General features: G+C 75.8%; 16 protein-coding genes. 8 read left to right on the top strand and 8 right to left on the bottom strand.

The annotated features are described in order from the left end of the window. Positions 1–22: 22 nt before the first annotated feature. A complete protein-coding gene (locus ABZ807_RS14575; RefSeq protein ID WP_357156739.1) occupies positions 23–523 on the bottom strand; it encodes a hypothetical protein in 501 nt (166 codons plus the stop codon). Between the two features lie 188 nt (positions 524–711). After that, complete coding sequence (locus ABZ807_RS14570; RefSeq protein WP_357156737.1) at positions 712–1,641, bottom strand: LD-carboxypeptidase; 930 nt, start codon at positions 1,639–1,641, stop codon at positions 712–714. A gap of 79 nt (positions 1,642–1,720) precedes the next feature. Between ABZ807_RS14570 and ABZ807_RS14565 the strand changes: the two genes are divergently transcribed. Continuing rightward, positions 1,721–2,488, top strand: a complete 768-nt coding sequence (locus ABZ807_RS14565) for a type 1 glutamine amidotransferase (RefSeq protein ID WP_357156735.1) — start codon at positions 1,721–1,723, stop codon at positions 2,486–2,488. 1 nt (position 2,489) lies between these two features. Beyond that, positions 2,490–5,558 carry a bifunctional [glutamine synthetase] adenylyltransferase/[glutamine synthetase]-adenylyl-L-tyrosine phosphorylase gene (locus ABZ807_RS14560; RefSeq protein WP_357156733.1) on the top strand — a complete coding sequence of 1,023 codons (3,069 nt, stop codon included), beginning with the start codon at positions 2,490–2,492 and terminating at the stop codon, positions 5,556–5,558. A gap of 12 nt (positions 5,559–5,570) precedes the next feature. Here ABZ807_RS14560 and ABZ807_RS14555 read toward each other — a convergent pair whose 3' ends face one another. Further along, complete coding sequence (locus ABZ807_RS14555) at positions 5,571–7,202, bottom strand: FAD-dependent oxidoreductase (protein ID WP_357156731.1); 1,632 nt, start codon at positions 7,200–7,202, stop codon at positions 5,571–5,573. A 91-nt stretch (positions 7,203–7,293) separates the two neighbouring features. Here ABZ807_RS14555 and ABZ807_RS14550 point away from each other — a divergent pair, with 91 nt between their 5' ends. Next, the gene (locus ABZ807_RS14550) at positions 7,294–7,929 is read left to right on the top strand and encodes an XRE family transcriptional regulator (RefSeq protein ID WP_357156729.1); all 636 of its coding nucleotides are present in this window, start codon (positions 7,294–7,296) and stop codon (positions 7,927–7,929) included. Between the two features lie 225 nt (positions 7,930–8,154). Here ABZ807_RS14550 and ABZ807_RS14545 read toward each other — a convergent pair whose 3' ends face one another. Beyond that, positions 8,155–9,741 carry a hypothetical protein gene (locus tag ABZ807_RS14545; RefSeq protein WP_357156727.1) on the bottom strand — a complete coding sequence of 529 codons (1,587 nt, stop codon included), beginning with the start codon at positions 9,739–9,741 and terminating at the stop codon, positions 8,155–8,157. A gap of 44 nt (positions 9,742–9,785) precedes the next feature. Here ABZ807_RS14545 and mptB (ABZ807_RS14540) point away from each other — a divergent pair, with 44 nt between their 5' ends. Continuing rightward, entirely contained in the window at positions 9,786–11,186 is a 1,401-nt protein-coding gene (gene mptB, locus ABZ807_RS14540; RefSeq protein ID WP_357156725.1) for a polyprenol phosphomannose-dependent alpha 1,6 mannosyltransferase MptB, read from the top strand. A 13-nt stretch (positions 11,187–11,199) separates the two neighbouring features. Further along, entirely contained in the window at positions 11,200–12,681 is a 1,482-nt protein-coding gene (gene mptB / locus ABZ807_RS14535) for a polyprenol phosphomannose-dependent alpha 1,6 mannosyltransferase MptB (RefSeq protein WP_357156723.1), read from the top strand. 45 nt (positions 12,682–12,726) lie between these two features. Here mptB (ABZ807_RS14535) and ABZ807_RS14530 read toward each other — a convergent pair whose 3' ends face one another. The 3 genes from ABZ807_RS14530 to glnA form a co-directional block, all read right to left on the bottom strand. Continuing rightward, positions 12,727–13,716, bottom strand: a complete 990-nt coding sequence (locus ABZ807_RS14530) for a hypothetical protein (protein WP_357156721.1) — start codon at positions 13,714–13,716, stop codon at positions 12,727–12,729. Then, positions 13,713–14,078 carry a helix-turn-helix transcriptional regulator gene (locus ABZ807_RS14525; RefSeq protein ID WP_357156719.1) on the bottom strand — a complete coding sequence of 122 codons (366 nt, stop codon included), beginning with the start codon at positions 14,076–14,078 and terminating at the stop codon, positions 13,713–13,715. The genes ABZ807_RS14530 and ABZ807_RS14525 overlap by 4 nt, the downstream gene beginning before the upstream one ends. A 100-nt stretch (positions 14,079–14,178) precedes the next feature. Further along, a complete protein-coding gene (gene glnA / locus ABZ807_RS14520) occupies positions 14,179–15,603 on the bottom strand; it encodes a type I glutamate--ammonia ligase (protein WP_357156717.1) in 1,425 nt (474 codons plus the stop codon). 316 nt (positions 15,604–15,919) lie between these two features. Between glnA and ABZ807_RS14515 the strand changes: the two genes are divergently transcribed. After that, complete coding sequence (locus ABZ807_RS14515; RefSeq protein ID WP_357156872.1) at positions 15,920–16,267, top strand: RDD family protein; 348 nt, start codon at positions 15,920–15,922, stop codon at positions 16,265–16,267. A 72-nt stretch (positions 16,268–16,339) separates the two neighbouring features. Here ABZ807_RS14515 and ABZ807_RS14510 read toward each other — a convergent pair whose 3' ends face one another. Then, positions 16,340–17,029, bottom strand: coding sequence for a DUF4191 domain-containing protein (locus ABZ807_RS14510; RefSeq protein ID WP_357156715.1), 690 nt, complete (start codon positions 17,027–17,029; stop codon positions 16,340–16,342). 193 nt (positions 17,030–17,222) lie between these two features. Here ABZ807_RS14510 and ABZ807_RS14505 point away from each other — a divergent pair, with 193 nt between their 5' ends. Then, on the top strand, positions 17,223–17,393 hold the full coding sequence (locus ABZ807_RS14505; protein WP_357156713.1) for a hypothetical protein: 171 nt from the start codon (positions 17,223–17,225) through the stop codon (positions 17,391–17,393). Beyond that, entirely contained in the window at positions 17,390–20,395 is a 3,006-nt protein-coding gene (locus tag ABZ807_RS14500; RefSeq protein WP_357156711.1) for an AAA family ATPase, read from the top strand. Before ABZ807_RS14505 ends, ABZ807_RS14500 begins: the two co-directional genes overlap by 4 nt. Positions 20,396–20,410: the final 15 nt, after the last annotated feature.

The following is a 20,410-nucleotide window of genomic DNA, read 5'->3' as shown; positions in this document are numbered from 1 at the left end:
GGGAACGGCGGGGCCACCCGGGTCACTTGCCGGTCATGCCCTCGCCGCCGTGGTGGGCACGGCCGCCCGGGCCCGGGAAGACGCCGGCATCGACGGCCTTGGTGATCGCGTCGGCCTGCTCCTGGGTGAGCTTGCCGTCCTTGACCGCCTGGGCCAGCCGGTCCTCGAGCGCCGCCTGCCGGTCCTTGAGCGCCGCCTGCCGGTCCGCGTCGGAGGGGCGCTCCGGGCGGTCGGCCTTGCGCTGCTCGCGCAGCTTCTCCAGCGCGGCGGTCACCTTGTCGGTGGGGACGCCGAGCTCGGTGGCCAGCTCCTCGGCGAACTTGCCCTGCCGGTCGGCCCGCTGCTCCTGGTGGTCGGCCTTCCGCTCCTGCCGGTCGGTGCCCTGGTCGGCGCCGCTGCTCGCGCTCGGCGACGGGGTGGCGCTCTCGGCGAAGGCCACCGTCGGGGCGGCGATCCCCACGCCGAGCACTCCGGCCGCGGCCAGCCCGACCAGCAGGTGCTTCTTCGACATCGTGCGGGACATCCAGTCCTCCAGTGATCGGTGGTGGTGCAATGACCTCACCGACAGTGACCACCAAACCTGGACGACACCCGTGCCGACCCTGTCCCCCAGCTGAAAATCCCACCCCACCCCGTGTTGATCAAGAAGTTTGGGTCTGGGAGATCGCCCTCCGGTGACGCAAACCTCCTGATGAACGCCGCCAGAAGGGGTCAGTGGACGGCGGGGGAGACGGTGAGGGTGCCGGTGGTCGCGTCGAGGGTGGCGGGGGTGCCCAGGGGGACCGTCAGCTGGCCCTGGCCGTGGCCGACGGGGAGGCCGCCGAGGACGGGGACGCCCAGGTCCCCGAGACGCTCGGCGAGCACGTCGACGATCGTGGTGTCCCAGCCATCCGCGCACTCGGTGAACTGGCCGACCGCGACCCCGGCCACGCCGTCCAGCACGCCCGCGCGGCGCAGGTGGGTGAGCATCCGATCGACCTTGTACGGCGGCTCCTGCACCTCCTCGACCAGCAGCACCGCGCCGGTGAGGTCGGGCATGTCCGGGGTGCCGATCGAGGCGGCGATCAGGCAGAGGTTGCCGCCGAGCAGCGGACCGGCCGCCCGGCCGGGCACCCGTACGGCGAAGGTCTCCTCCGCCGGCACGGCGTCGACGGTCACCGGCTCGGTGGTCATCAGCGCGGCGTGCAGCGACTCCGCCGAACGCAGCGGCGTCCGCTCGTCGAGCCAGGCCGCACCCGGGCCGTGCACGCTGGCCAGCCGGGCGCCCCGCCAGAGCGCGAACTGCAACGCGGTGATGTCCGAGAAGCCGGCGACCACCTTCGGGTCCCGCCGCACCGCGGCCATGTCGACCAGGTCGACCACCCGCTGCGCGCCGTAACCGCCCCGGGTGCAGATCACCCCGCGCACCTCGGGGTCGGCGAACGCGGTGTTCAGGTCGGCGGCGCGCAGCGCGTCGTCGCCGGCGAGGTAGCCCCGCCGGGCGTACGCGTTCGGCGCCAGCACCGGGCGCAGCCCCCAGCCGGTCAGCAGCTCGATCCCCCGGGCCACCCGCTCCGGCCGGGTCGGTCCGGAGGGCGACACGAGCATCACCGTGTCACCGGGGCGCAGGGCCGGCGGGCGGAGGCATTCTTCGGTGATCACAGCGGCAGAGCCTAACCCGCGCCGGGACAGCGGCCGAGCCGTTCCAGGTGGCGGCGGCGCACCCGCTAGCCTCGACACCGTGGCGACCGCGCTGGTGATCGAGAACGACCCGACCGACGACCTCCGCCGGCTGGGGGAGTGGCTGACCGAGGGAGGCCTCGACCTGCGGGTGCTCCGTCCGCACGCCGGCGACGCGCTCCCCGCCGACCTGGAGGGGTACGCCGCGCTGGTGGTGCTCGGCGGCGAGCAGCAGGCGTACCCGCTGCCCGACGGCAGCCCGGGCGCGCCCTGGTTCCCGGCTCTGGAGGGGCTGCTGCGCAAGGCGGTCCGTTACCGGGTGCCCACCCTCGGCGTGTGCCTCGGCGCGCAGCTGCTCGCCACCGCCCACGCCGGCCTGGTCGAGCGGAGCCCGTCCGGGCCGGAGGTGGGCCCGGGCGTGGTGGGCAAGCGGGACGCCGCCGACGCCGACCCGCTCTTCCGGTACGTGCCGCTGATCCCGGATGTGCTCCAGTGGCATTCGGACGAGATCACCGAGCTGCCCCGCGGCGCTACCCTGCTGGCCGCCTCCACCCGTTATCCGCACCAGGCGTTCCGCCTCGGCGACCGGGCCTGGGGGTTGCAGTTCCACGTCGAGTGCGACACCGCGATGATCGCCGACTGGGCCCGGGACTCCGACCTGCTGGCCGAGCTGGGCTACGACCCGGAGCTGGTGGTGGCCGCCTGTGACCGGGTGATGGCCGACGTGGAGGAGGTCTGGCAGCCGTTCGCCATCCGCTTCGCCGCGCTGGCCCTCGGCGAGCTGGACGACGGCACCACCCGGCGCAGCCTGCCGTTGCTCGGGCAGTGAGATGACCAGACCGGCCAGGGGACGGCTCGCCCGGTACGGCTTCGGCACCGCCCAGGGGGACGGCGGCGCCCGGGCGGCCGACCTGCTCGGCCCGGACGGGCTCGGGCTGTGGCGGGTCGAGGAGCAGGAGCCCGCCGACGAGCGGGCCGCCGAGCTGCTGGCCGCGCTCTCCCGGGCCGCCGACCCGGACCTGGCCCTGCGCCAGTTGCACCGCCTGGTTGAGGCGGAACGCCGCGCCGCCGGCACCGGCAACGGCGGTGGCCCGGTCGGCACGGCCGCCTCCGCGCTGCTCGACGCGGTGCACGCCGACCTGGGACTGCGCCGCCGGCTGGTCGCCGTGCTCGGGGCCTCCTCGGCGCTCGGCGACCACCTGGTTGCCAACCCGGGGCAGTGGACGATGCTGGCCACGGCACCGGACGGGCTGGCCCCCGCCGCCGACGGTCGGCTGGACCTCGCTGCCGCCGGGCGGCTGGACCCCGTTGCCGCCGGGCGGCTGACCGCCGCCACCCAGCCGGTGGCGGTGCTGCGGCAGGCGTACCGGTTGGCGCTGCTGCGGATCGCGGCGGCCGACCTGACCGGGGGGCGCGGCCTGGAGCAGACCATGGCCGCGCTCTCCGCGCTGGCCGACGCGACCCTGGCGGCGGCGTACGAGATCGCCGTCGACGAGCTGCCCGAGGGCACGCCCCGGCCCCGGCTCGCGGTGGTGGCGATGGGCAAGTGCGGCGGCGACGAGCTGAACTACGTCTCCGACGTCGACGTGATCTTCGTGGCCGCCGACGACGAGGACCTGACCGTCGCCACCACGGTCGCCACCCGGCTGATCCACGTCTGCGGGCTGGTCGCCTGGCCGGTGGACGCCGCGCTGCGGCCGGAGGGCAACCGGGGGCCGCTGGTGCGCACCCTCGCCAGCCACCTGGCGTACTACCAGCGCTGGGCCCGGACCTGGGAGTTCCAGGCCCTGCTCAAGGCCCGGCCGGCGGCCGGCGACCTGGCCCTGGCGCGGGAGTGGGTCGACGCGCTCGCCCCGCTGGTCTGGACCGCCGCCGAGCGGCCCGAGGCGGTCTCCGACGTCCGGGCCATGCGCCGCAAGATCATCGAGAACATCCCGCCGAAGGAGCTGGAACGCGAGATCAAGCGCGGTCCGGGCGGGCTGCGCGACATCGAGTTCGCCGTCCAGCTGCTGCAACTGGTGCACGGCCGGGGCGACGAGTCCCTGCGGGCGCCCGGCACCATCCCGGCGCTGCGCGCGCTCGTCGCCGGCGGCTACGTCGGCCGCGCCGACGGCGAGGCACTGCTGCGCGGGTACCACTTCCTGCGCGGCGTCGAGCACCGGCTCCAGCTCCAGGGCCTGCGCCGCACCCACACCGTGCCGACCGAGCCGGCCGCGTTGCGCTGGCTCGCCGCCGCGCTCGGCTACACCGCCACGCCGGGCCGCAGCGCCGTGGAGAGCTTCCGCGCCGAGTGGGTCGCCCACGCCACCGAGGTACGCCGGCTGCACGCCAAGCTGCTCTACCGGCCGCTGCTGGAGTCGGTGGCCCGGGTACCCGCCGACGGGCTGCGGCTCACCCCAGAGGCGGCCCGGCACCGGCTGGAGATCCTCGGCTTCGCCGACCCCGTCGGGGCGCTGCGTCACCTCCAGGCCCTCACCGGCGGCGTCAGTCGCACCGCCGCGATCCAGCGGACCCTGCTGCCGGTGTTGCTCAGCGAGTTCGCCGACGCCCCCGAGCCGGACCGGGGCCTGCTCAACTATCGCCAGGTCTCCGAGAAGCTCGGCAGCACCCCCTGGTACCTGCGGCTGCTGCGGGACTCCGGGCCGGTGGCCCGCCGGCTGGCCCGGGTGCTGTCCTCCTCCCGGTACGCCGCCGACCTGCTGGCCCGGGAGCCCGAGGCACTGCGGCTGCTGGCGGAGGAGAGCGAGCTGGCCCCGCGTACCCGGGAGGTGCTCTGCGACGGCTTCGCCGCCGCTGCGGCCCGCTACCCCGACCCCGAGCAGGCGATCCGCGCGGTGCGCGCGGTGCGCCGGCGGGAGCTGGTCCGGATCGCCTGCGCCGACCTGTTGAGCCGGGCCGACGGGCTCGCCCCGCGCCCGGACCGGGGCTCGCCGGCCGCGCCGCTGGCCGACGTGACCGGGGTGGGCACCGCGCTGGCCGACGTCACCGACGCCACCCTGGCCGCCGCGCTGCGCACCGCCCGCGCCGCCCAGCCGGCGCCGCCCGGGCTGCGGTTCGCCGTGATCGGCGTGGGCCGGCTCGGCGGGTACGAGTCGAACTACCTCTCCGACGCCGACGTGCTCTTCGTCTACGACCCGCCGGCCGGGGCCGACGAGAGCGCGGCCAGCGCCGCCGCGCACGGCATCGCCGAGGAGCTGCGCCGGCTGCTCGGCGTGCCCGCCCCCGACCCGCCGCTCGGCGTCGACGCCGATCTGCGCCCCGAGGGTCGGCAGGGCCCGCTGGTGCGCAGCCTCGCCGCGTACGCCCAGTACTACGCCCGCTGGTCGAAGGTGTGGGAGGCGCAGGCGCTGCTGCGGGCCCGGTTCGTCTGCGGCGACGCCGACCTGGCCGCCGAGTTCGAGGCGATGATCGACCCGGTCCGCTGGCCGGTCGACGGGCTGACCCGCGAGCAGGTGGTGGAGATCCGCCGGATCAAGGCCCGGGTGGAGAACGAGCGGCTGCCCCGCGGCGCCGACCCGGCCACCCACACCAAGCTCGGGCGGGGCGGCCTGGCCGACGTCGAGTGGGCCGTGCAGCTGCTCCAGCTCCGGCACGCGGGTACGCACCCGCAGCTGCGCGGCACGCGTACCCTCGACGCGCTCGCGGCGGCCCGGGACGCCGGCCTGGTCGATCCGACGGACGCCGCCGAGATGGCCGCCGGCTGGACCCTGGCGGCGCAGGTCCGCAACGCGCTCATGCTGGTCCGCGGGCGGGCCGGCGACCAGCTGCCCCGGCACGGCGTGGAGCTGGCGGGTGTGGTGCGGCTGCTCGGCCGCGACGACCCGGGCGAGTTCCTCGACGAGTACCTGCGCACCGGTCGGCGCTCCCGGGCGGCGATGGAACGGGTGCTGGAGGGCTGAGCCGCGTCGCGGCTACCGGCGGCGCACCAGCACCAGGTGGTCGACCAGGGTGGCGGGCTGCCCGTCCGGGCCGGTGACGTCCCGGCGTGGCGCGTCCAGCCGCTCGGTGTGCCAGCCGTCCGGGTCGAGGTCGAGTTCGGCCAGGGTCTCCTCCGGGGTGGGGAAGCGCCGGTCCGGGTGGGCCAGGCGGGACGATGGCGGAACCTCGCCGTGCTCGACGATCAGCAGCCGGCCGCCGGGCGCCACCGCCCGCGCCGCCGCCCGCAGCACCTCCGCCCGGGGGAACTCCAGCGGCGACTGGAGGAACTGCGCGGAGACCAGGTCGAACATTCCGTCCGGGAAGGTGCGGGTGAGGTCGTGCCGCCGGAAGTCGATCCGGGACGCCATCCCGGCCGTGGCCGCCTCCGCCGCCGCCCGTTCCAGGGCGGTGGCGGAGACGTCCACCGCGGTCACCCGCCAGCCCCGCCCGGCCAGCCAGATCGCGTCGCCGCCCTCGCCGCAGCCGAGGTCCAGCGCGGTGCCGGCCGGCAACGGGCCCGCGACGTCAACCAGGTGCGGGTTGGCCCGCCCGCTCCAGACCCGGTCCCGCCGCTGGTAGAGGGCGTCCCAGTGGCGGGCGGTCTCGGCGTCCACGGCGTCCGCGTCGGTCCGGGCCCCAGTGTCCGCGCCGGTCCGGGCGCGCAGCGCGGCGACCGCCTGGTCGGTCTCCTCGGCGATCAGGTCGGCGTTGAGCGCGGTGGCGGCCTTCAGGCCCGCCGCCGCGGCGACGATCACGGTGGCCTGCGGGTCGGCCGCGTTGCCGGCCACCCACACCCCCGGCACCTCGGTCGCCCCGGTGGCGTCGGCGGTGACGTGGCTGCCGAGCACCTGCCCGGCGACGACGAAGTCGCTGGTCGGCAGCCCAAGGTCGGCCACCAGCCCGACCCGGGCGTGGAACCGGGGTGAGACCACCAGGGCCTGCCGGGCGACCACCTCGCCGGAGCCCAGCCGGACGCCGGTGAGCCGGTCGTCGGACAGCTCCAGCGCGGTGACCTCACCGGCGACGACGGTGACCCCCCGCGCGGCCAGCTGCTCGGCCTGGTCGTCCGGCAGCGGCGGCCCGGTGTGGGTGAACACCACCACGTCGTCGGTGAGCTGGCGGAACAGCAGCGCCAGGTGGGTCGCCGTCGGACCGGTGGCGAGTACCCCCACGGCCTGGTCGCGTGCCTCCCAGCCGTGGCAGTAGGGGCAGTGCAGCACGTCCCGGCCCCACCGCTCGGCGAGGCCCGCGACTGCGGGGAGTTCATCGGCGAGGCCGGTGGCGATCAGCAGCCGTCGGGCCCGCACGGTCTGGCCGTCGGCCAGCTCGACCGCGAACCGGGCGCCGTCGGCGTCGTCGGGCAGCCGCCGGGCCGCGGTCACCCGGCCGTCGAGGATCGGTACGCCGTACCGGGCGATCTCGGCCCGGCCGGTCGCGTAGAGCTCGGCGGGGGGCAGGCCCTCGCTGGTCAGGTAGTTGTGCACGTGGCCGGCGGGGGCGTTGCGCGGGCTGCCGTCGTCGACCACCAGCACCGACCGGCGGAACCGGCCCAGGGCGAGGGCGCCGCTCAGCCCAGCCGCGCCACCGCCGACGACCACCACGTCCTGGACCACTGCTTCCGTCATCGTCCGAGCCTCCTCCGGGCGGGCCGGGTGCCGCCCTCACGTTCCGGATCGTCCGCGCTCCTGGGCCAGGATGACAAGTATTGTTGCCGTTATGGCAAACAACGGAGGATCGGCGCACGCCGTGACGACCGCGGCGGCGTCGGACGAGGTGCTGGCGTCGGTCGGGCCGCGCCTGCGGGCGCTGCGCCAGCAGCGCGCCGTGACGCTGGCCCAGCTCTCCGCCGCCACCGGGATCTCGGTGAGCACCCTGTCCCGGCTGGAGTCCGGCGGCCGCCGCCCCACCCTGGAACTGCTGCTCCCGCTGGCCCGGTTCCACCGGGTGCCGCTCGACGACCTGGTCGGCGCGCCGGAGACCGGCGACCCCCGGGTCCGCCCCCGGCCGGTGGTCCGCAACGGGGTCACCATCGTGCCGCTGACCCGCCGGCCCGGCGGCGTGCAGGCGTACAAGATGGTCTACCCGCCGCGTGGGTCGGCGGGGGAGCCGGAACAGCAGGTGCACGAGGGGTACGAGTGGCTCTACGTGCTCTCCGGGCGGTGCCGGCTGCTGCTCGGCGGGCACGACCTGACCCTGGAGGCGGGGGAGGTCGCCGAGTTCGACACCCGTACGCCGCACTGGTTCGGCAACCCGTACGACACCCCGCTGGAGATCCTCAGCCTCTTCGGGCCGCAGGGGGAGCGGCTGCACGTCCGTGCCCGCCCCACCCCGGTCCGACCCGACCTCACCTGACGTGAGCCGACCCGTCCTGGCCGGGCCGGCGGTGCGGTCCCTTTGGAGCTGATGACGCAGACGAATCACCCATCCGCCGCCGCGGCCTCCCGCCGCCATCTGGACTCGCCGCCATCTGGACCCGGCGCCACCGCCCGTGAATCGTTGGCGACATCAGCTCGAAAGGGCGGGGAGGAGACACCCGGGAGCGTCCGCCCGTCCGTGACCGCGGCCGGGCGGGACAGCTCAGCCGCCGAGGGTGTACGTGCCGGCCCGCGGCACCGTCACCGTCGTCCACTCCCCGTCGGCGGCGACGGTGGCACCGCCGGAGGCGGTCAGCCAGCGGGTGTGCCGTACCCGGACCGGCACCGTCGCGGCGGCCGGCGCGTGGAAGGTCAGCGACGCGGCGTCCTGCCGGACCAGTTCGCCCGGCGCGCCCACGATCGGCGTCGGGTCGGTCACCGCCCAGAGCCGCCAGCGGCCGTCCGACCAGACTTCGGTCAGGTACGGCAGCCCCGCCTCGACCAGCTCGGCCTCGGCCCGCCCCACCCACGAGAGCGGGGCGTCCGGGACGGCCACGTACTGCACCGCGTTCGCCGCGAGCCAGGCCCGGTAGCTCTGCGCGGTCAGTGGCACCCCGGTTCCGGTGGCCCCCGGCACCGTGGTGAAGAAGAGCGGGTTGCGGGCGATGTCGGCCTGCCGCAGCCAGCCCCGGGCCAGCGGCACCTCGCCGAGCTGGGCGGCCTCCCAGTAGTTGCGGGTCGGCGGGACCTCCACCCGGCCGCTGAGCCCGCGCCGGGCCAGCTCGGCACGCAGCGGGGCGAAGTACGACCGGGCGGCGGTCGGGTCGTCGACGCTGCGCAGGTCGGCGGCGACCACCGGGGGCTGCCACGCGCAGACCGCGGCCAGCAGCACGGCGAGCGCCACCCCGCCGGTGGTACGACCCCATGGCGTGACGCGCAGCCGGTCGGTCAGCCAGCGGGGCGGCCGGGCGGCCGCGGCCAGCACGGGCAGCGCGAACATCACCACCAGCCGGGTGGCGTTCAACCCGACCGGGGTGTGCACCGACGCCGCCACCAGCACCCCCGCCGCCGCCAGCAGCGCCCCCACCCGCACCGGCCGGTACGCCACCAGCGCCGCCACCAGGAGGCTGGTCAGCACCGTCCGCAACGTGTCGGTGCGGCTGATGTTCATCCAGCCGCCCTCCCCGAAGAGCAGCCCGGTCACCCCCAGCGGCAGCGCGGCGGCGACGCCGAGCAGCAGGCCGTCGGCGTACCGGCGGGTGAGCAGCAGCGCCGCGCCGGCCAGGCCGACGAAGAGGCCGGCGACGGGGCTGGTCGCCGAGGCCAGCAGCGCGCCGGCCACGACCAGGGCCGGGCGTGCCCAGCGGCGGCCGGGCGGGGCGTGCGCCGGCAACGTCAGGGCGAGCAGCGCGGCCAGGCCGAACGCGACGCCGAGGGCGTACGTGACCCGGCCGGAGACCAGGTTGCCGGCGATGGTGAGCACCCCGACGAGGCTGCCGAGCAGCGGACGGGGCACCGGCGTGCGCACCAGCAGCGCGGCGAACGCGGTGGCCGCCGCGACCAGGGCGAGGACGCCGGTGACGCGGACCCCCAGGGCAGCCATCAGCGGCGGGCTGACCAGGCTGTAGCCGAGCGGGTGGATGCCGGCGTACCAGCGCAGGTCGACCAGGGCGGTGCCGTGCGCGGCGAAGAAGTCGGCCCGGGCCACCTGGGCGGAGAGGTCCGAGCCCATCGGCGGCAGGGCCAGCCACACCCCGCCCAGCCCGGCGGCCCAGACGGCGGAGAGCCCCACCACCCTGCTGCCCCGCATGCCCACCTCCGGTCCGCGACCACCGTACTGGCAGCATGTCGGACGTGCCTCACCACCTCACGCGCTGGATCGGACTGGCCGGCTCGGCGTTGCTCGCCGTCGCCGCATACCTCGGTGGCGCGCTGCCGCACTCACCGCTGCGGGCCACCCCGGTCAGCATCTGGCAGGGCCGGCACGGGCCGCTCGTCGTGGGCGCCTGGCTGGTCGGCACCGCGCTGATGGCCTGGGCCTGGTGGTCGCTGCGCGACCGGGTGCCGTCCGCCCGGTGGGCGCTGGTCACCGCCGGGCTCTGGCTGGTCCCGCTGCTGGTCGCGCCGCCGCTGGGCAGCCGGGACGTCTACGCGTACGCCTGCCAGGGCGCGAGCTACGCGGCCGGGATCAACCCGTACGAGCAGGGCGTCTCGGCGCTGCCCTGCCCCTGGCTGGACACCATCTCGTACATCTGGCGGGACACCCCCGCCCCGTACGGGCCGCTCTTCGTGATGATCTCCGGCGCGATCGTCAAGGCCACCGGCTCGCTCTACGCCAGCATCGCGCTGTTCCGGCTGATCGCCGTGGCGGGGGTGGCGCTGACCGCCTGGTGTTTGCCGGTGCTGGCCCGCCGCTGCGGGGTGCCGGTGCGCCGGGCGCTCTGGCTGGCGCTGGCCTCCCCGCTGGTCGGCGTGCACCTGGTCTCCGGGGCGCACAACGACGCGCTGATGGTCGGGCTGCTGGTCGCCGGGCTGGCCGTGGTGGCAGCCCGGCCCGGGCGCACCGGCCCGCTGCTGGCCGGGGGAGTTCTGCTCGGGCTCGCCGCCGCCGTCAAGGTCACCGCGTTGGTCGTGGTGCCGTTCGCCGCGCTGGTCGCGATCGTCGGGCCGTACCGGATCAGGGCGCTGCTGCGCGACGGCGGCCCGGTGGTCGGGGGCGCGGTCGCCGCGGTGGTCGGGGCGACCTTCGCCGCCGGCCTCGACTTCGGCTGGGTCTCCGGCCTGGCCCGCGGTGGCGACGTGATCGCCTGGACCTCGCCGCCCACCGCGGTCGGACAGACCGTCGGGTACGTCGCGGCGCTCTTCGGCGCGCACGTCGACGCGCTGCCGGTGACCCGGGCGATCGGCATGGTGGTGCTCGCCGTGCTGCTGGTCTGGCTGTGGTGGCGGGCCCGCACCCGCGACCCGCTGTGGCACGCCGGGCTGGCGCTGGCCGCCACGGTCGCGCTGGCCCCGCTCTTCCACCCCTGGTACTGGACCTGGCCGCTGACCGTGCTGGCCGCCACGGCGCTGCGCGCCGGCTGGTTCAGCGTGGTCACGGTGGTCTCCTCGTTCCTGGTGCTGGCCGACGGCTCCGGCCTGGCCCGGTACACCAAGATGCCCGGTGCACCGCTGATGACGCTGTTGGTGATCGTGGTGGCCGTCCGGTTGGTACGGTCGGCTCGGGCGGCCCGCCGGCCGGTCCCCGCCGACTGAGGAGAGGCTGCCGGTGACCGAGCCCGGGCCACCGCCCGCCGGCCGGGCCCGACCCGCCAGGTACGCCGGCCTGGCCGGCGCGGTGCTGCTCGCCGTCGCCGGGTGGCTGGGCGGGGCGCTGCCCGACATCCCGCCCACCGGCCCCTGGCGGGCCGGGTACGGGCCGTGGGCGCTGGGCTGCTGGCTGGTCGGCACGGCGCTGCTGGTCGGGGCCTGGTGGTCGCTGCGCCGGGGCGCGCCGTCGACCCGGTGGGCGTACCTCACCGCCGGGCTCTGGTTGGTTCCGCTGCTGGCCGCGCCGCCGCTGGGCAGCCGGGACGTCTACTCGTACGCCTGCCAGGGCTGGGCGTACGCCGCCGGTCGCGACCCGTACCGTGTGGGGGTGGCGGCGGCCGGCTGCCCGTGGGTCGACTCGGTCGCGCCGATCTGGCGGGACACCCCCGCGCCGTACGGCCCGTTCTTCGTGCTGCTCGCCGCGCTGGCTACGACCCTCGGCGGTGGCCTGGTCGGCACGATCGTGCTGCTGCGGCTGGTCGCGCTGGCCGGGGTGCTGCTGGCCGCGCTCTGCCTGCCCGGGCTGGCCCGGGCCGCCGGGGTGCCCACCGCCCGGGCGGCCTGGCTGGCGCTGGCCTGCCCGCTGGTCGGGGTGCACCTGGTGGCCGGCGCGCACAACGACGCGGTGATGCTCGGGCTGCTCCTGCTCGGCCTGTTGGTGCTGGTCCGGCTGCCCGGCAAGCCGAAGCCGCTGCTGGCCGCCGGGGTGCTGCTCGGTCTGGCGGTGACGGTGAAGGCCACCGCCGTGGTGGTGCTGCCGTTCGCGGCCCTCACGGCGGTGCTCGGCCGCTACACCCCGCGCGCGCTGCTGCGTGACGGGGGCTGGCTGGCCGGCGGCGTGCTGGCCGCGCTGGCCGCCACCTCGGCGCTGTCCGGGCTCGGCCTCGGCTGGATCGCCGGCCTGGCCCGCAGCGGCGACACCGAGCAGTGGACCTCGCCGCCCACCGCCGTCGGCGTCGTCGTGGACTACCTGGGGCAGCTGGCCGGGCGGGAGCCGGCCGCGGTGCCGGTCACCCGGGCGGTGGCGCTGGTGCTGCTCGCGGCGCTGCTGGTGGCGCTCTGGTGGCGGGCCTGGACGGCGCTGCGCGCTCTCAACGACGCCCGGCAGCGGGTGCACCGGCTGGCGGCGGCCCGCCCCCGGATCACCCTGTACGCCGCCGGCGTCGCGCTGGCCGCCACGGTGGTGCTGGCCCCGGTCCTCCACCCCTGGTACGCGACCTGGCCGCTGCTGGTGCTCGCCGTCTCGGCGACCCGCACCACCTGGTTCGTGCTGCCCTGCGCGGTGGCCTCCTTCCTGGCCCTGCCGGACGGGACGTCGTTGGCCCGGTACACGAAGGCGCCCGGGGCGATCGCCATGACGGCGCTGGTGGTGGTGTTCGCCGGATGGGCGTTGCGGAACGCGCTCAGGGCCAGGACGGCACGCCCGACCGCCGCGCGATGAGGGGGCGCCCCGCGTCTGCCATGCGCAGGCGTGGGGTCTGCGGCGTCAGCGGTGTGCTCCGCAGGTCGGGCAGCGGACGTCGGCGGGTCGTTGTCGTCCCACCCGACGCCGGATCGCCACTGCCAGTGGCAACACCGCCGGGCCGAGTAGGGTGACGGCGACAGCGGTGGCCGCAAGTCCGCCCCAACTCGGGTTGGGCGTGTCGCGCAGGCCGCCGACGGCGCCGGCGATGACGCGCAGCGAGAGCAGACCGACCGGGGTGAGCAGCACCAGGGTTGCCCACACCCCGCGCAGGTCCTGCCGCAGTGCCAGCCCCGCCCCGAGCAGCAGGGCGGCGAGGAGCAGGATCACGCCGGCGGCCGGCACGATTCGCGCCCCCGCCCAGGCCTCGTAGCCCCAGTACTCGCCGGGTGTCAACGCGACGGCCATCAGGGCGACGGCGGCCCCGCCCAGGGCCGGTGCGGTGTACCGCACCGGTGCGGGTAGCCGGTCCGGCAGTGCCAGCGCCACCACTCCGAGGGCGATCTGCGGCAGCAGCACGAACAGTGGCGGTCGGCCCGGACCGGTGTGTGCGCCGATCGGGATCACCGCGAGGGTGAGCGCCAGGGCGATCACGACCGCGACCCGACCGGGACGACCCGGGGCGATGGCTACCACGACGGCGGCCACCAGCCAGCCCACCCAGGCGATCGCCCCGGCGCTGCCAAACGGCCCGAAGGTGCCACTGTGTCCCAGCTCGGCCGGCGCCGGATACGTCGCAGCGCCGGCCCAGATCCCGGCCAGGGTGACGGCGGTGTAGAAGGCGAGCACGGCCGCGAGGCGTACCCCTGGAATGAGGTCGGTGGCCGCGGCGGCGCGCAGCCGCTGACGCAGGCCGCCGCGCACGAGGTCCGCGGCGTCCGCCGACGAGGGCCAGCGCCGTTCCGGTCCGGCCAGGTCGAGGTACGTCCCGACGATCTCGGTGCCGCGCGCCCGCCGGTAGTCCGCCGGGTACGCCCGCAGCAGCCGCAGGTAGCGGCGCTCCAGCTCGGTCATGCCAGCCCTCCGGCGGTACGGGGGGCGACCTGCCGGGCGACGCGGGAGCCCTTCCGTAGCCGGGCGGTGGCCGCCTCGACGTTGCGACGCAGCCGTTCGGTCTCGGCGGTCAGGGTGGCGTCACCGGTGGCGGAGAGGCGGTAGTAGCGGCGCAGCCGGCCGTCCACCACCTCCTCCCGGTCCACCTCGACCAGACCGGCGTCGACCAGCCGGTCCAGCGCGCCGTAGAGGGTGCCCGGGCGCAGCGACAGCCGCCCCTCGGAGAGGGCGGCGACCTCGCCGATGATGCCGTAGCCGTGCATGGGCTCGCGGGCCAGCGCGGTCAGGATGAGGAAGGTGGGTTCGCGTAGCGGTGTGTCCATCCCGGCAATATATCGGTCGCGAAGGTATGCCGCTGTCCCGAAGCGCGCCCGGGCCGGCCCCGCGATCGCGGAGCCGGCCCGGCCGGTGTCGGACGACTGCTCAGCAGTCGAAGTACATCGCGAACTCGTGCGGGGTCGGGCGCAGGCGCACCGGGTCGACCTCGTTCGCCCGCTTCCAGCCCACCCAGGTGGAGATCAGGTCTGGCGTGAAGACGCCGCCGTCGAGCAGGTAGTCGTGGTCGGCCTCGAGGGCGTCGAGCACCTCGGGCAGCGAGCCCGGCACCTGCTTGACGCTGCCCCACTCCTCCGGCGGCAGGTCGTACAGGTCCTTGTCGATCGGCGCCGGTGGCTCCATCTTGTTCTTGATGCCGTCCAGGCCGGCCATCATCATCGCCGAGAAGGCGAGGTACGGGTTGCTGGACGGGTCCGGCACCCGGAACTCGACCCGCTTGGCCTTCGGGTTGCTGCCGGTGACCGGGATGCGGGTGCAGGCGGAGCGGTTGCGCTGCGAGTAGACCAGGTTGACCGGCGCCTCGAAGCCCGGCACCAGCCGGCGGTACGAGTTGACCGTCGGGTTGGTGAAGGCCAGCAGCGACGGGGCGTGGTGCAGCAGACCGCCGATGTACCAGCGGGCGGTGTCCGACAGGCCGGCGTAGCCGGTCTCGTCGTAGAACAGCGGCTCGCCGTTGAGCCAGAGGCTCTGGTGGGTGTGCATGCCCGAGCCGTTGTCACCGAAGAGCGGCTTCGGCATGAACGTCGCGGTCTTGCCGGCGGCCCAGGCCTCGTTCTTGATCAGGTACTTGAAGAGCTGGAGCTGGTCGGCGGACTGCAGCAGGGTGGAGAACTTGTAGTTGATCTCCGACTGCCCGGCGGTGCCCACCTCGTGGTGCGAGCGCTCCACGGTGAAACCGGCGTCGACGAGGCGGCGGACCATGCTGTCGCGCAGGTCGGCGTAGTGGTCGACCGGCGGCACCGGGAAGTAGCCGCCCTTGTACGCGGTCTTGTAACCGCGGTTGCCACCGGGCTCCTCACGGCCGGAGTTCCACGCGCCCTCGATCGAGTCGATGTAGTAGAACGACTGGTGCGCGGAGGTCTCGTGGCGGATCGAGTCGAAGATGTAGAACTCCGCCTCGGCGCCGAAGTACGCCGTGTCGGCGATGCCGCTCGCCGCCAGGAACGCCTCGGCCTTCTTCGCCACGTTGCGCGGGTCCCGGGAGTACGCCTCGCGGGTGAACGGGTCGTGGATGAAGAAGTTCAGCGCCAGGGTCTTCTGCGCGCGGAACGGGTCGATGAAGGCGCTGGCGACGTCCGGGAGCAGGAGCATGTCCGACTCGTGGATCGCCTGGAAGCCGCGGATCGACGAGCCGTCGAACGCGAGGCCGTCGGTGAAGACGCTGTCGTCGAAGGACTCCGCCGGCAGGTTGAAGTGCTGCATCACGCCGGGCAGGTCACAGAAACGTACGTCGACGAACTTCACGTCCTCGTTCTTGAGGTATCGCAGGAGTTCCTCGGGATTGGCGAACACACGTCCTCCTGGCACGTCCACGGGGTGGCTGGGCACTGGCGACGCTATGTCGGCGCGGTTGCCCGGCCGTGTCTCCTCTGTTTCCGCCGTGTTACGTCGCTCGCGGAGCGTCATCTGCGCCGCTCAGCCCTCGCCGGGTCACCGTTCGGACGATACCCGCCAGGACGGTGTATGGCTAATTGATGCGGTTGGCCCGATTCCGTGATGCGTGCCGATCCGGGAGGCACTGCGCGCCCCGCTACCCTTGACCGCTGTGACCAGCCCCGCCGCCGTACCGGTACCGCCCGCCGCGGACCCCGCCTTCACGCCCCCGACCATCGGCCGCCGCTTCGGCGCCCTGCTGATCGACTGGCTGCTCTGCCTGCTGGTCGCCCGGGGCTTCGCCGACCCGGTCCGCGACGGCTGGGCGCCCGTCCTCGTGCTGATCCTGGAGTACGGCTTCTTCCTCGGGCTGTTCGCGCAGACCCCGGGCATGTTCATCACCAGGATCCGCTGCGTCGACTGGGCCGACGGCGGCCGGATCGGGCTGGTCCGAGCCCTGCTGCGCGGCCTGCTGCTCGCCCTGGTGGTGCCCGCCCTGATCATGGACGGGCGCCGGCGCGGCCTGCACGACCGGCTCACCGGATCGGTGATCGCCGACGCCCCCCGCCCCACCCGCTCCTGACACCCCCGGGCTGGCGCCGGGAACGGGAAAGAGCCGGGCCCGTCGGGCCCGGCTCTTCGCGTACGGCGGGGGTCAGCGGCCCCGCGACTGGCGGAACGCGCCGCCCGGCGGCCGCATGTTCTTCGGAATCGCGCCCTTGGGCATCTGCGGGCGGGCGGTGAGCGCCTTGAGCCGCTTGTCCAGCGCGTTGACGTCCTTGCCCTGGAGGTTGCGCGGCAGCCGCATCAGGGTCATCCGCAACTTGCGGATCGGCAGCTCGCCCTCGGCCTGGCCGATGACGTAGTCGTAGAGCGGCGCCGAGCCGATCACCTTGGCCAGCCGGCGCTTCTCCTGGCCGAGCAGGCCGCGGACCCGCTGCGGGTTCCCCTCGGCCAGCAGGATCACGCCGGGCCGGCCGATCACCAGGTGCACCATGTCCATCTGGGTGGTGGAGCTGACCGCCGGGGTGACCCGCCAGTCGCCGCGCATGCTCTCCATGATCTGCGCCGCCGCGCCGGGCTGCCCCTCGGCGGCGTTCATCATCGCCTTGTTGGACCGCAGGTTGAGCACGATCAGCACGGCGAGCAGGGTGATCAGGATGCCCAGCGGCAGCCAGAGCCAACCCCAGAGGATCACCGCGACCACCGTGAGCGCGAGCGGGATCAGCACCGCCGCGGCGGTCAGCGGCGCGAACCACCTGTCCTGCTTGGCGGTGAACTTGAACACCATCCCGATCTGCTTCAGCCGCTGGCCGAACGAGACCTTCTCCTGGGGCTTTGCCATGCCGCAGAGTCTAGTGGGCGTCGCCGGCGCAGATGATCCGCGGCCGGCTGAGTACCTTACGTCGCCTCAGCGGCCGTTTCCGCCCCGGGTAAGGAGGGCGCCCGGCCGAAGATCAGGCGGCGCACCCATGCCCCGGGGGCACCTTCCGGCGGAAAGTCGACGTCAGCAGGCAACGACACCGAAGGAGCCCGACATGTTCAGCAACGACGCAGACCTCCTCCTCTCCATCCACCGCTCCCACGCCGCCGAGCTCCAGGCCGACGCCGAGGCGGCCCGGCTCGCCCGGTCCCTGCCGCGCCGGCACGGCCGTAGCTGGCTGAGCCGCCGCACCCGCCCGGGCCGCACCGACGCCGCCCGCCAGTGACGACCCTGGCCGCCGCCGTCCCGACGGCGGCCGGCGCCACCGCCCGGGCAGTGGTGCCGGAGCGCCCGGTCGGTGGGGACGGCGCCGGCGACGCGCGTGGCATGCTCGGTGCCGTGACCGTACGCGCCGCCAGCACCGTCCTCGTCGGCCGCCAGGGCGAGGTGGGGTCGCTGCGCACCGCCCTGGCCCGCGCCCGGGCCGGGGAGCCCACCACCGTCCTGGTCGGCGGCGAGGCCGGCGTCGGCAAGACCCGGCTGCTGGAGGAGTTCGGTGCGCTGGCGGGCGCCGCCGGCGCCCGGCTGCTGATCGGCCAGTGCCTGGAGCTGGGCGAGGCCGGCCTGCCCTTCGCGCCGTTCGCCGCCGCGCTACGCGAGGTGCTGCGCCGCGACGGCCCCGGCGTGTTCGACGGGTACGAGCCGGAGTTCGCCCGCCTGCTGCCGGAGCTGGCCCGGGGGCCCGCCGCCGTCGCCGCGCCGGCCGGGCCGACCCTCTCCGACGCCCCCCGGGGCTACCTGTTCGACCTGGTCGGGGAGCTGTTCCACCGGCTCGCCGCCGACCAGCCGCTGGTGCTGGTGATCGAGGACCTGCACTGGGCCGACCGGTCCACCCGCGACCTGATCGGCTTCCTGGTCCGGGCCGCCCGCACCGCCCGGGTGCTGCTGGTCTGCACGTACCGCACCGACGAGCTGCACCGGGGCCACCCGCTGCGGCCCTTCCTGGCCGAGCTGGATCGGGCCCGAGGGGTCGAGCGGATCGAGCTGGGCCGCCTCGACCGGGACGGCACCGCCGCGATCCTCGCCGACATCCTCGGCGCCGAGCCGGCCGCCCGGGCCGTCGACGACGTGCACGGACGTACCCAGGGCAACCCGTTCTTCATCGAGGAGCTGGCCGCGGCCGGCGACCCGGTCGGCTGCGCCGCCCTGCCGGAGACCCTGCGCGACCTGCTGCTCGCCCGGGTCGACCGGCTCCCCGACGCCGCCCAGCGGGTGCTGCGCATCGCCGCCGCCGGCGGCACCCGCTTCGCCCACCAGCTCCTCGCCGAGGTCGCCGGCCTGCCCGAGCCCGAGCTGGAGGACGCGCTGCGCGCCGCCGTCGCCGCCCAGCTGGTCGTGGCCGACCCCGACGGCGACTACGAGTTCCGGCACGCCCTGGTCCGCGAGGCCGTCCACGACGAGCTGCTCCCCGGCGAGCACGCCCGGCTGCACGCCCGGTACGCCGCCGCCATCGAGGCGCAGCCGCACCTGGTCGCCGCCGGCCGCGCCCCGGCCGAGATCGCCCATCACTGGTACGCCGCCCACGACCACCCCCGTGCCCTGGTCACCGCCCGCGCGGCGGCCTGCGCCGCCGCCGACCGGTACGCGTACGCGGAGCAGAGCCGGCTGCTGGAGCGGCTGCTGGAGCTGTGGGAGCTGGTGCCCGACGCCGCCGACCGGCTCGGCATGGACCACCTGGCGGTGCTGGAGGAGACCCTGGACGCCGCCACCACGGCCGGCGACTACAGCCGGGCGGTCACCCTCACCCGGGCCGCGCTGGCCGAGGTGGACCCCGACACCGCGCCGCTGCGCGCCGCCCGGCTGCTGGACCGGCGGGGGCGGCTGCTCGCCCTGCTCGGCAAGAGCGACGGCAGCACCGAGCTGCGCGAGGCGTACCGGCTGGCCGGCGGGGTGCCGGACGGGCCGGAGCGGGTCCGGCTGCTCGCCGACATCGCCGCGCACCTGGTGAAGATCGATCCGCAGCAGGCCGCCGCGGTCGCCGCCGAGGCGGGTACGGCCGCCGACGCGGTCGGCGAGGACCTGGCCCTGCTGCCCACCCGGATCGCCATGCTCTGCCGCACGGACGCCACCCCCGACCTCGGGCTGGCCGAGCTGCGCCGGGCCGAGGCGCTGGCCCGCGCCGCCGGCGCCGCGCCGGCGCTGGTCAGCGCGCTGGTCCACCTCTCCGACGTGCTGTTCGAGCTGGGCCACTACGCCGAGTCCGCCGAGGCGGCCGCCGCCGGGGTGACCGAGGCGCGTCGGGTCGGCATCAGCCGCTCCACCGGGGCGTACCTGCTGTCCAACCAGGCCGAGGCGCTGCTCGCCCTGGGCCGCTGGGACGAGGCCGACGCGGCCTGCGCCGACGCGGCCCGGATCGACCCGCCCGGCGTCTCCGGCCTGCACTGGCTCCAGCTGCGCGCCGGGCTGCGGCTGGCCCGGGCCCACCCCGCCGCCGACGATCTGATCGGCCGGGCGCTGGGCTTCCTCGCCCGGCCGTACCTGTGGCCGAACCACCGGCTGCCGCTGCACGAGCTGCGGATCGAGGCGGCGCTGGCGGCCGACGACAAGGTGGAGGCGGCCCGCGCGGCCCGCGCCGCGCTGGCCGACGACCGCCTGCCGCACCTGCCCCGCGAGGGGTGGCCGGTGCTCAGCGCCGTCGCCCGCACCGCCGCCCGGGTCGACGACCGGGAGCTGTCCGCCGCGGTCGCCGCGCTCGCCGCCGAGCTGCCCGTCCGGCAGCCGGCCGAACGGGCACACGCGGCCCAGGTCGCCGCGCTGCTGGCGGCCGGCGGTCGCGCGTTGCCCGCGTGGCGTACGGCGGTCGGGGCGTGGCGGGCCGACGGCCAGCCGTACCCGCTGGGCCGGGCGCTGCTGGCGCTGGCCGAGGCGGCCGCCGCGGCAGGGGAGCGGGACGAGGTCGCCGAGGCGGTGGCAGAGGCCGCCGGGATCGCGAAGCGGTTGGGCGCGACCCCGCTGGCCGAGCAGGCCGCCACCCTCGCCCGCCGGGTCGGCCTGCGCGGGGCGCCCCGGGGCCGCCCCGGCGCGGACCTGCTCACCGCACGGGAGCGGGAGGTGCTGCGGCTGGTCGCCGAGGGGCACAGCAACAGCCGGATCGCCGAGCAGTTGTTCATCTCGCCGAAGACCGCCAGCGTCCACGTCTCGCGGATCATCGCCAAGTTGGACGTCACCAACCGCGTCGAGGCCGCCGCCCTCGCCCACCGCCTCAACCTCCTGGACCCCCCACCCTGACCCCGCGCGGCGGGG

The organism is Micromonospora sp. NPDC047548 (assembly GCF_040642975.1).
Taxonomy (GTDB): domain Bacteria; phylum Actinomycetota; class Actinomycetes; order Mycobacteriales; family Micromonosporaceae; genus Micromonospora.
This window is presented reverse-complemented; position numbering and strand designations above follow the sequence as displayed.

Bases quoted from the DNA above. Each gene is read 5' to 3' on its own strand.
- ABZ807_RS14575 (WP_357156739.1), bottom strand. From the start codon at position 523: ATGTCCCGCACGATGTCGAAGAAGCACCTGCTGGTCGGGCTGGCCGCG.
- ABZ807_RS14555 (WP_357156731.1), bottom strand. From the start codon at position 7,202: ATGACGGAAGCAGTGGTCCAGGACGTGGTGGTCGTCGGCGGTGGCGCG.
- ABZ807_RS14545 (WP_357156727.1), bottom strand. From the start codon at position 9,741: ATGCGGGGCAGCAGGGTGGTGGGGCTCTCCGCCGTCTGGGCCGCCGGG.
- ABZ807_RS14550 (WP_357156729.1), top strand. From the start codon at position 7,294: ATGGCAAACAACGGAGGATCGGCGCACGCCGTGACGACCGCGGCGGCG.
- ABZ807_RS14530 (WP_357156721.1), bottom strand. From the start codon at position 13,716: ATGACCGAGCTGGAGCGCCGCTACCTGCGGCTGCTGCGGGCGTACCCG.
- ABZ807_RS14505 (WP_357156713.1), top strand. From the start codon at position 17,223: ATGTTCAGCAACGACGCAGACCTCCTCCTCTCCATCCACCGCTCCCAC.
- ABZ807_RS14510 (WP_357156715.1), bottom strand. From the start codon at position 17,029: ATGGCAAAGCCCCAGGAGAAGGTCTCGTTCGGCCAGCGGCTGAAGCAG.
- ABZ807_RS14560 (WP_357156733.1), top strand. From the start codon at position 2,490: ATGACCAGACCGGCCAGGGGACGGCTCGCCCGGTACGGCTTCGGCACC.
- ABZ807_RS14525 (WP_357156719.1), bottom strand. From the start codon at position 14,078: ATGGACACACCGCTACGCGAACCCACCTTCCTCATCCTGACCGCGCTG.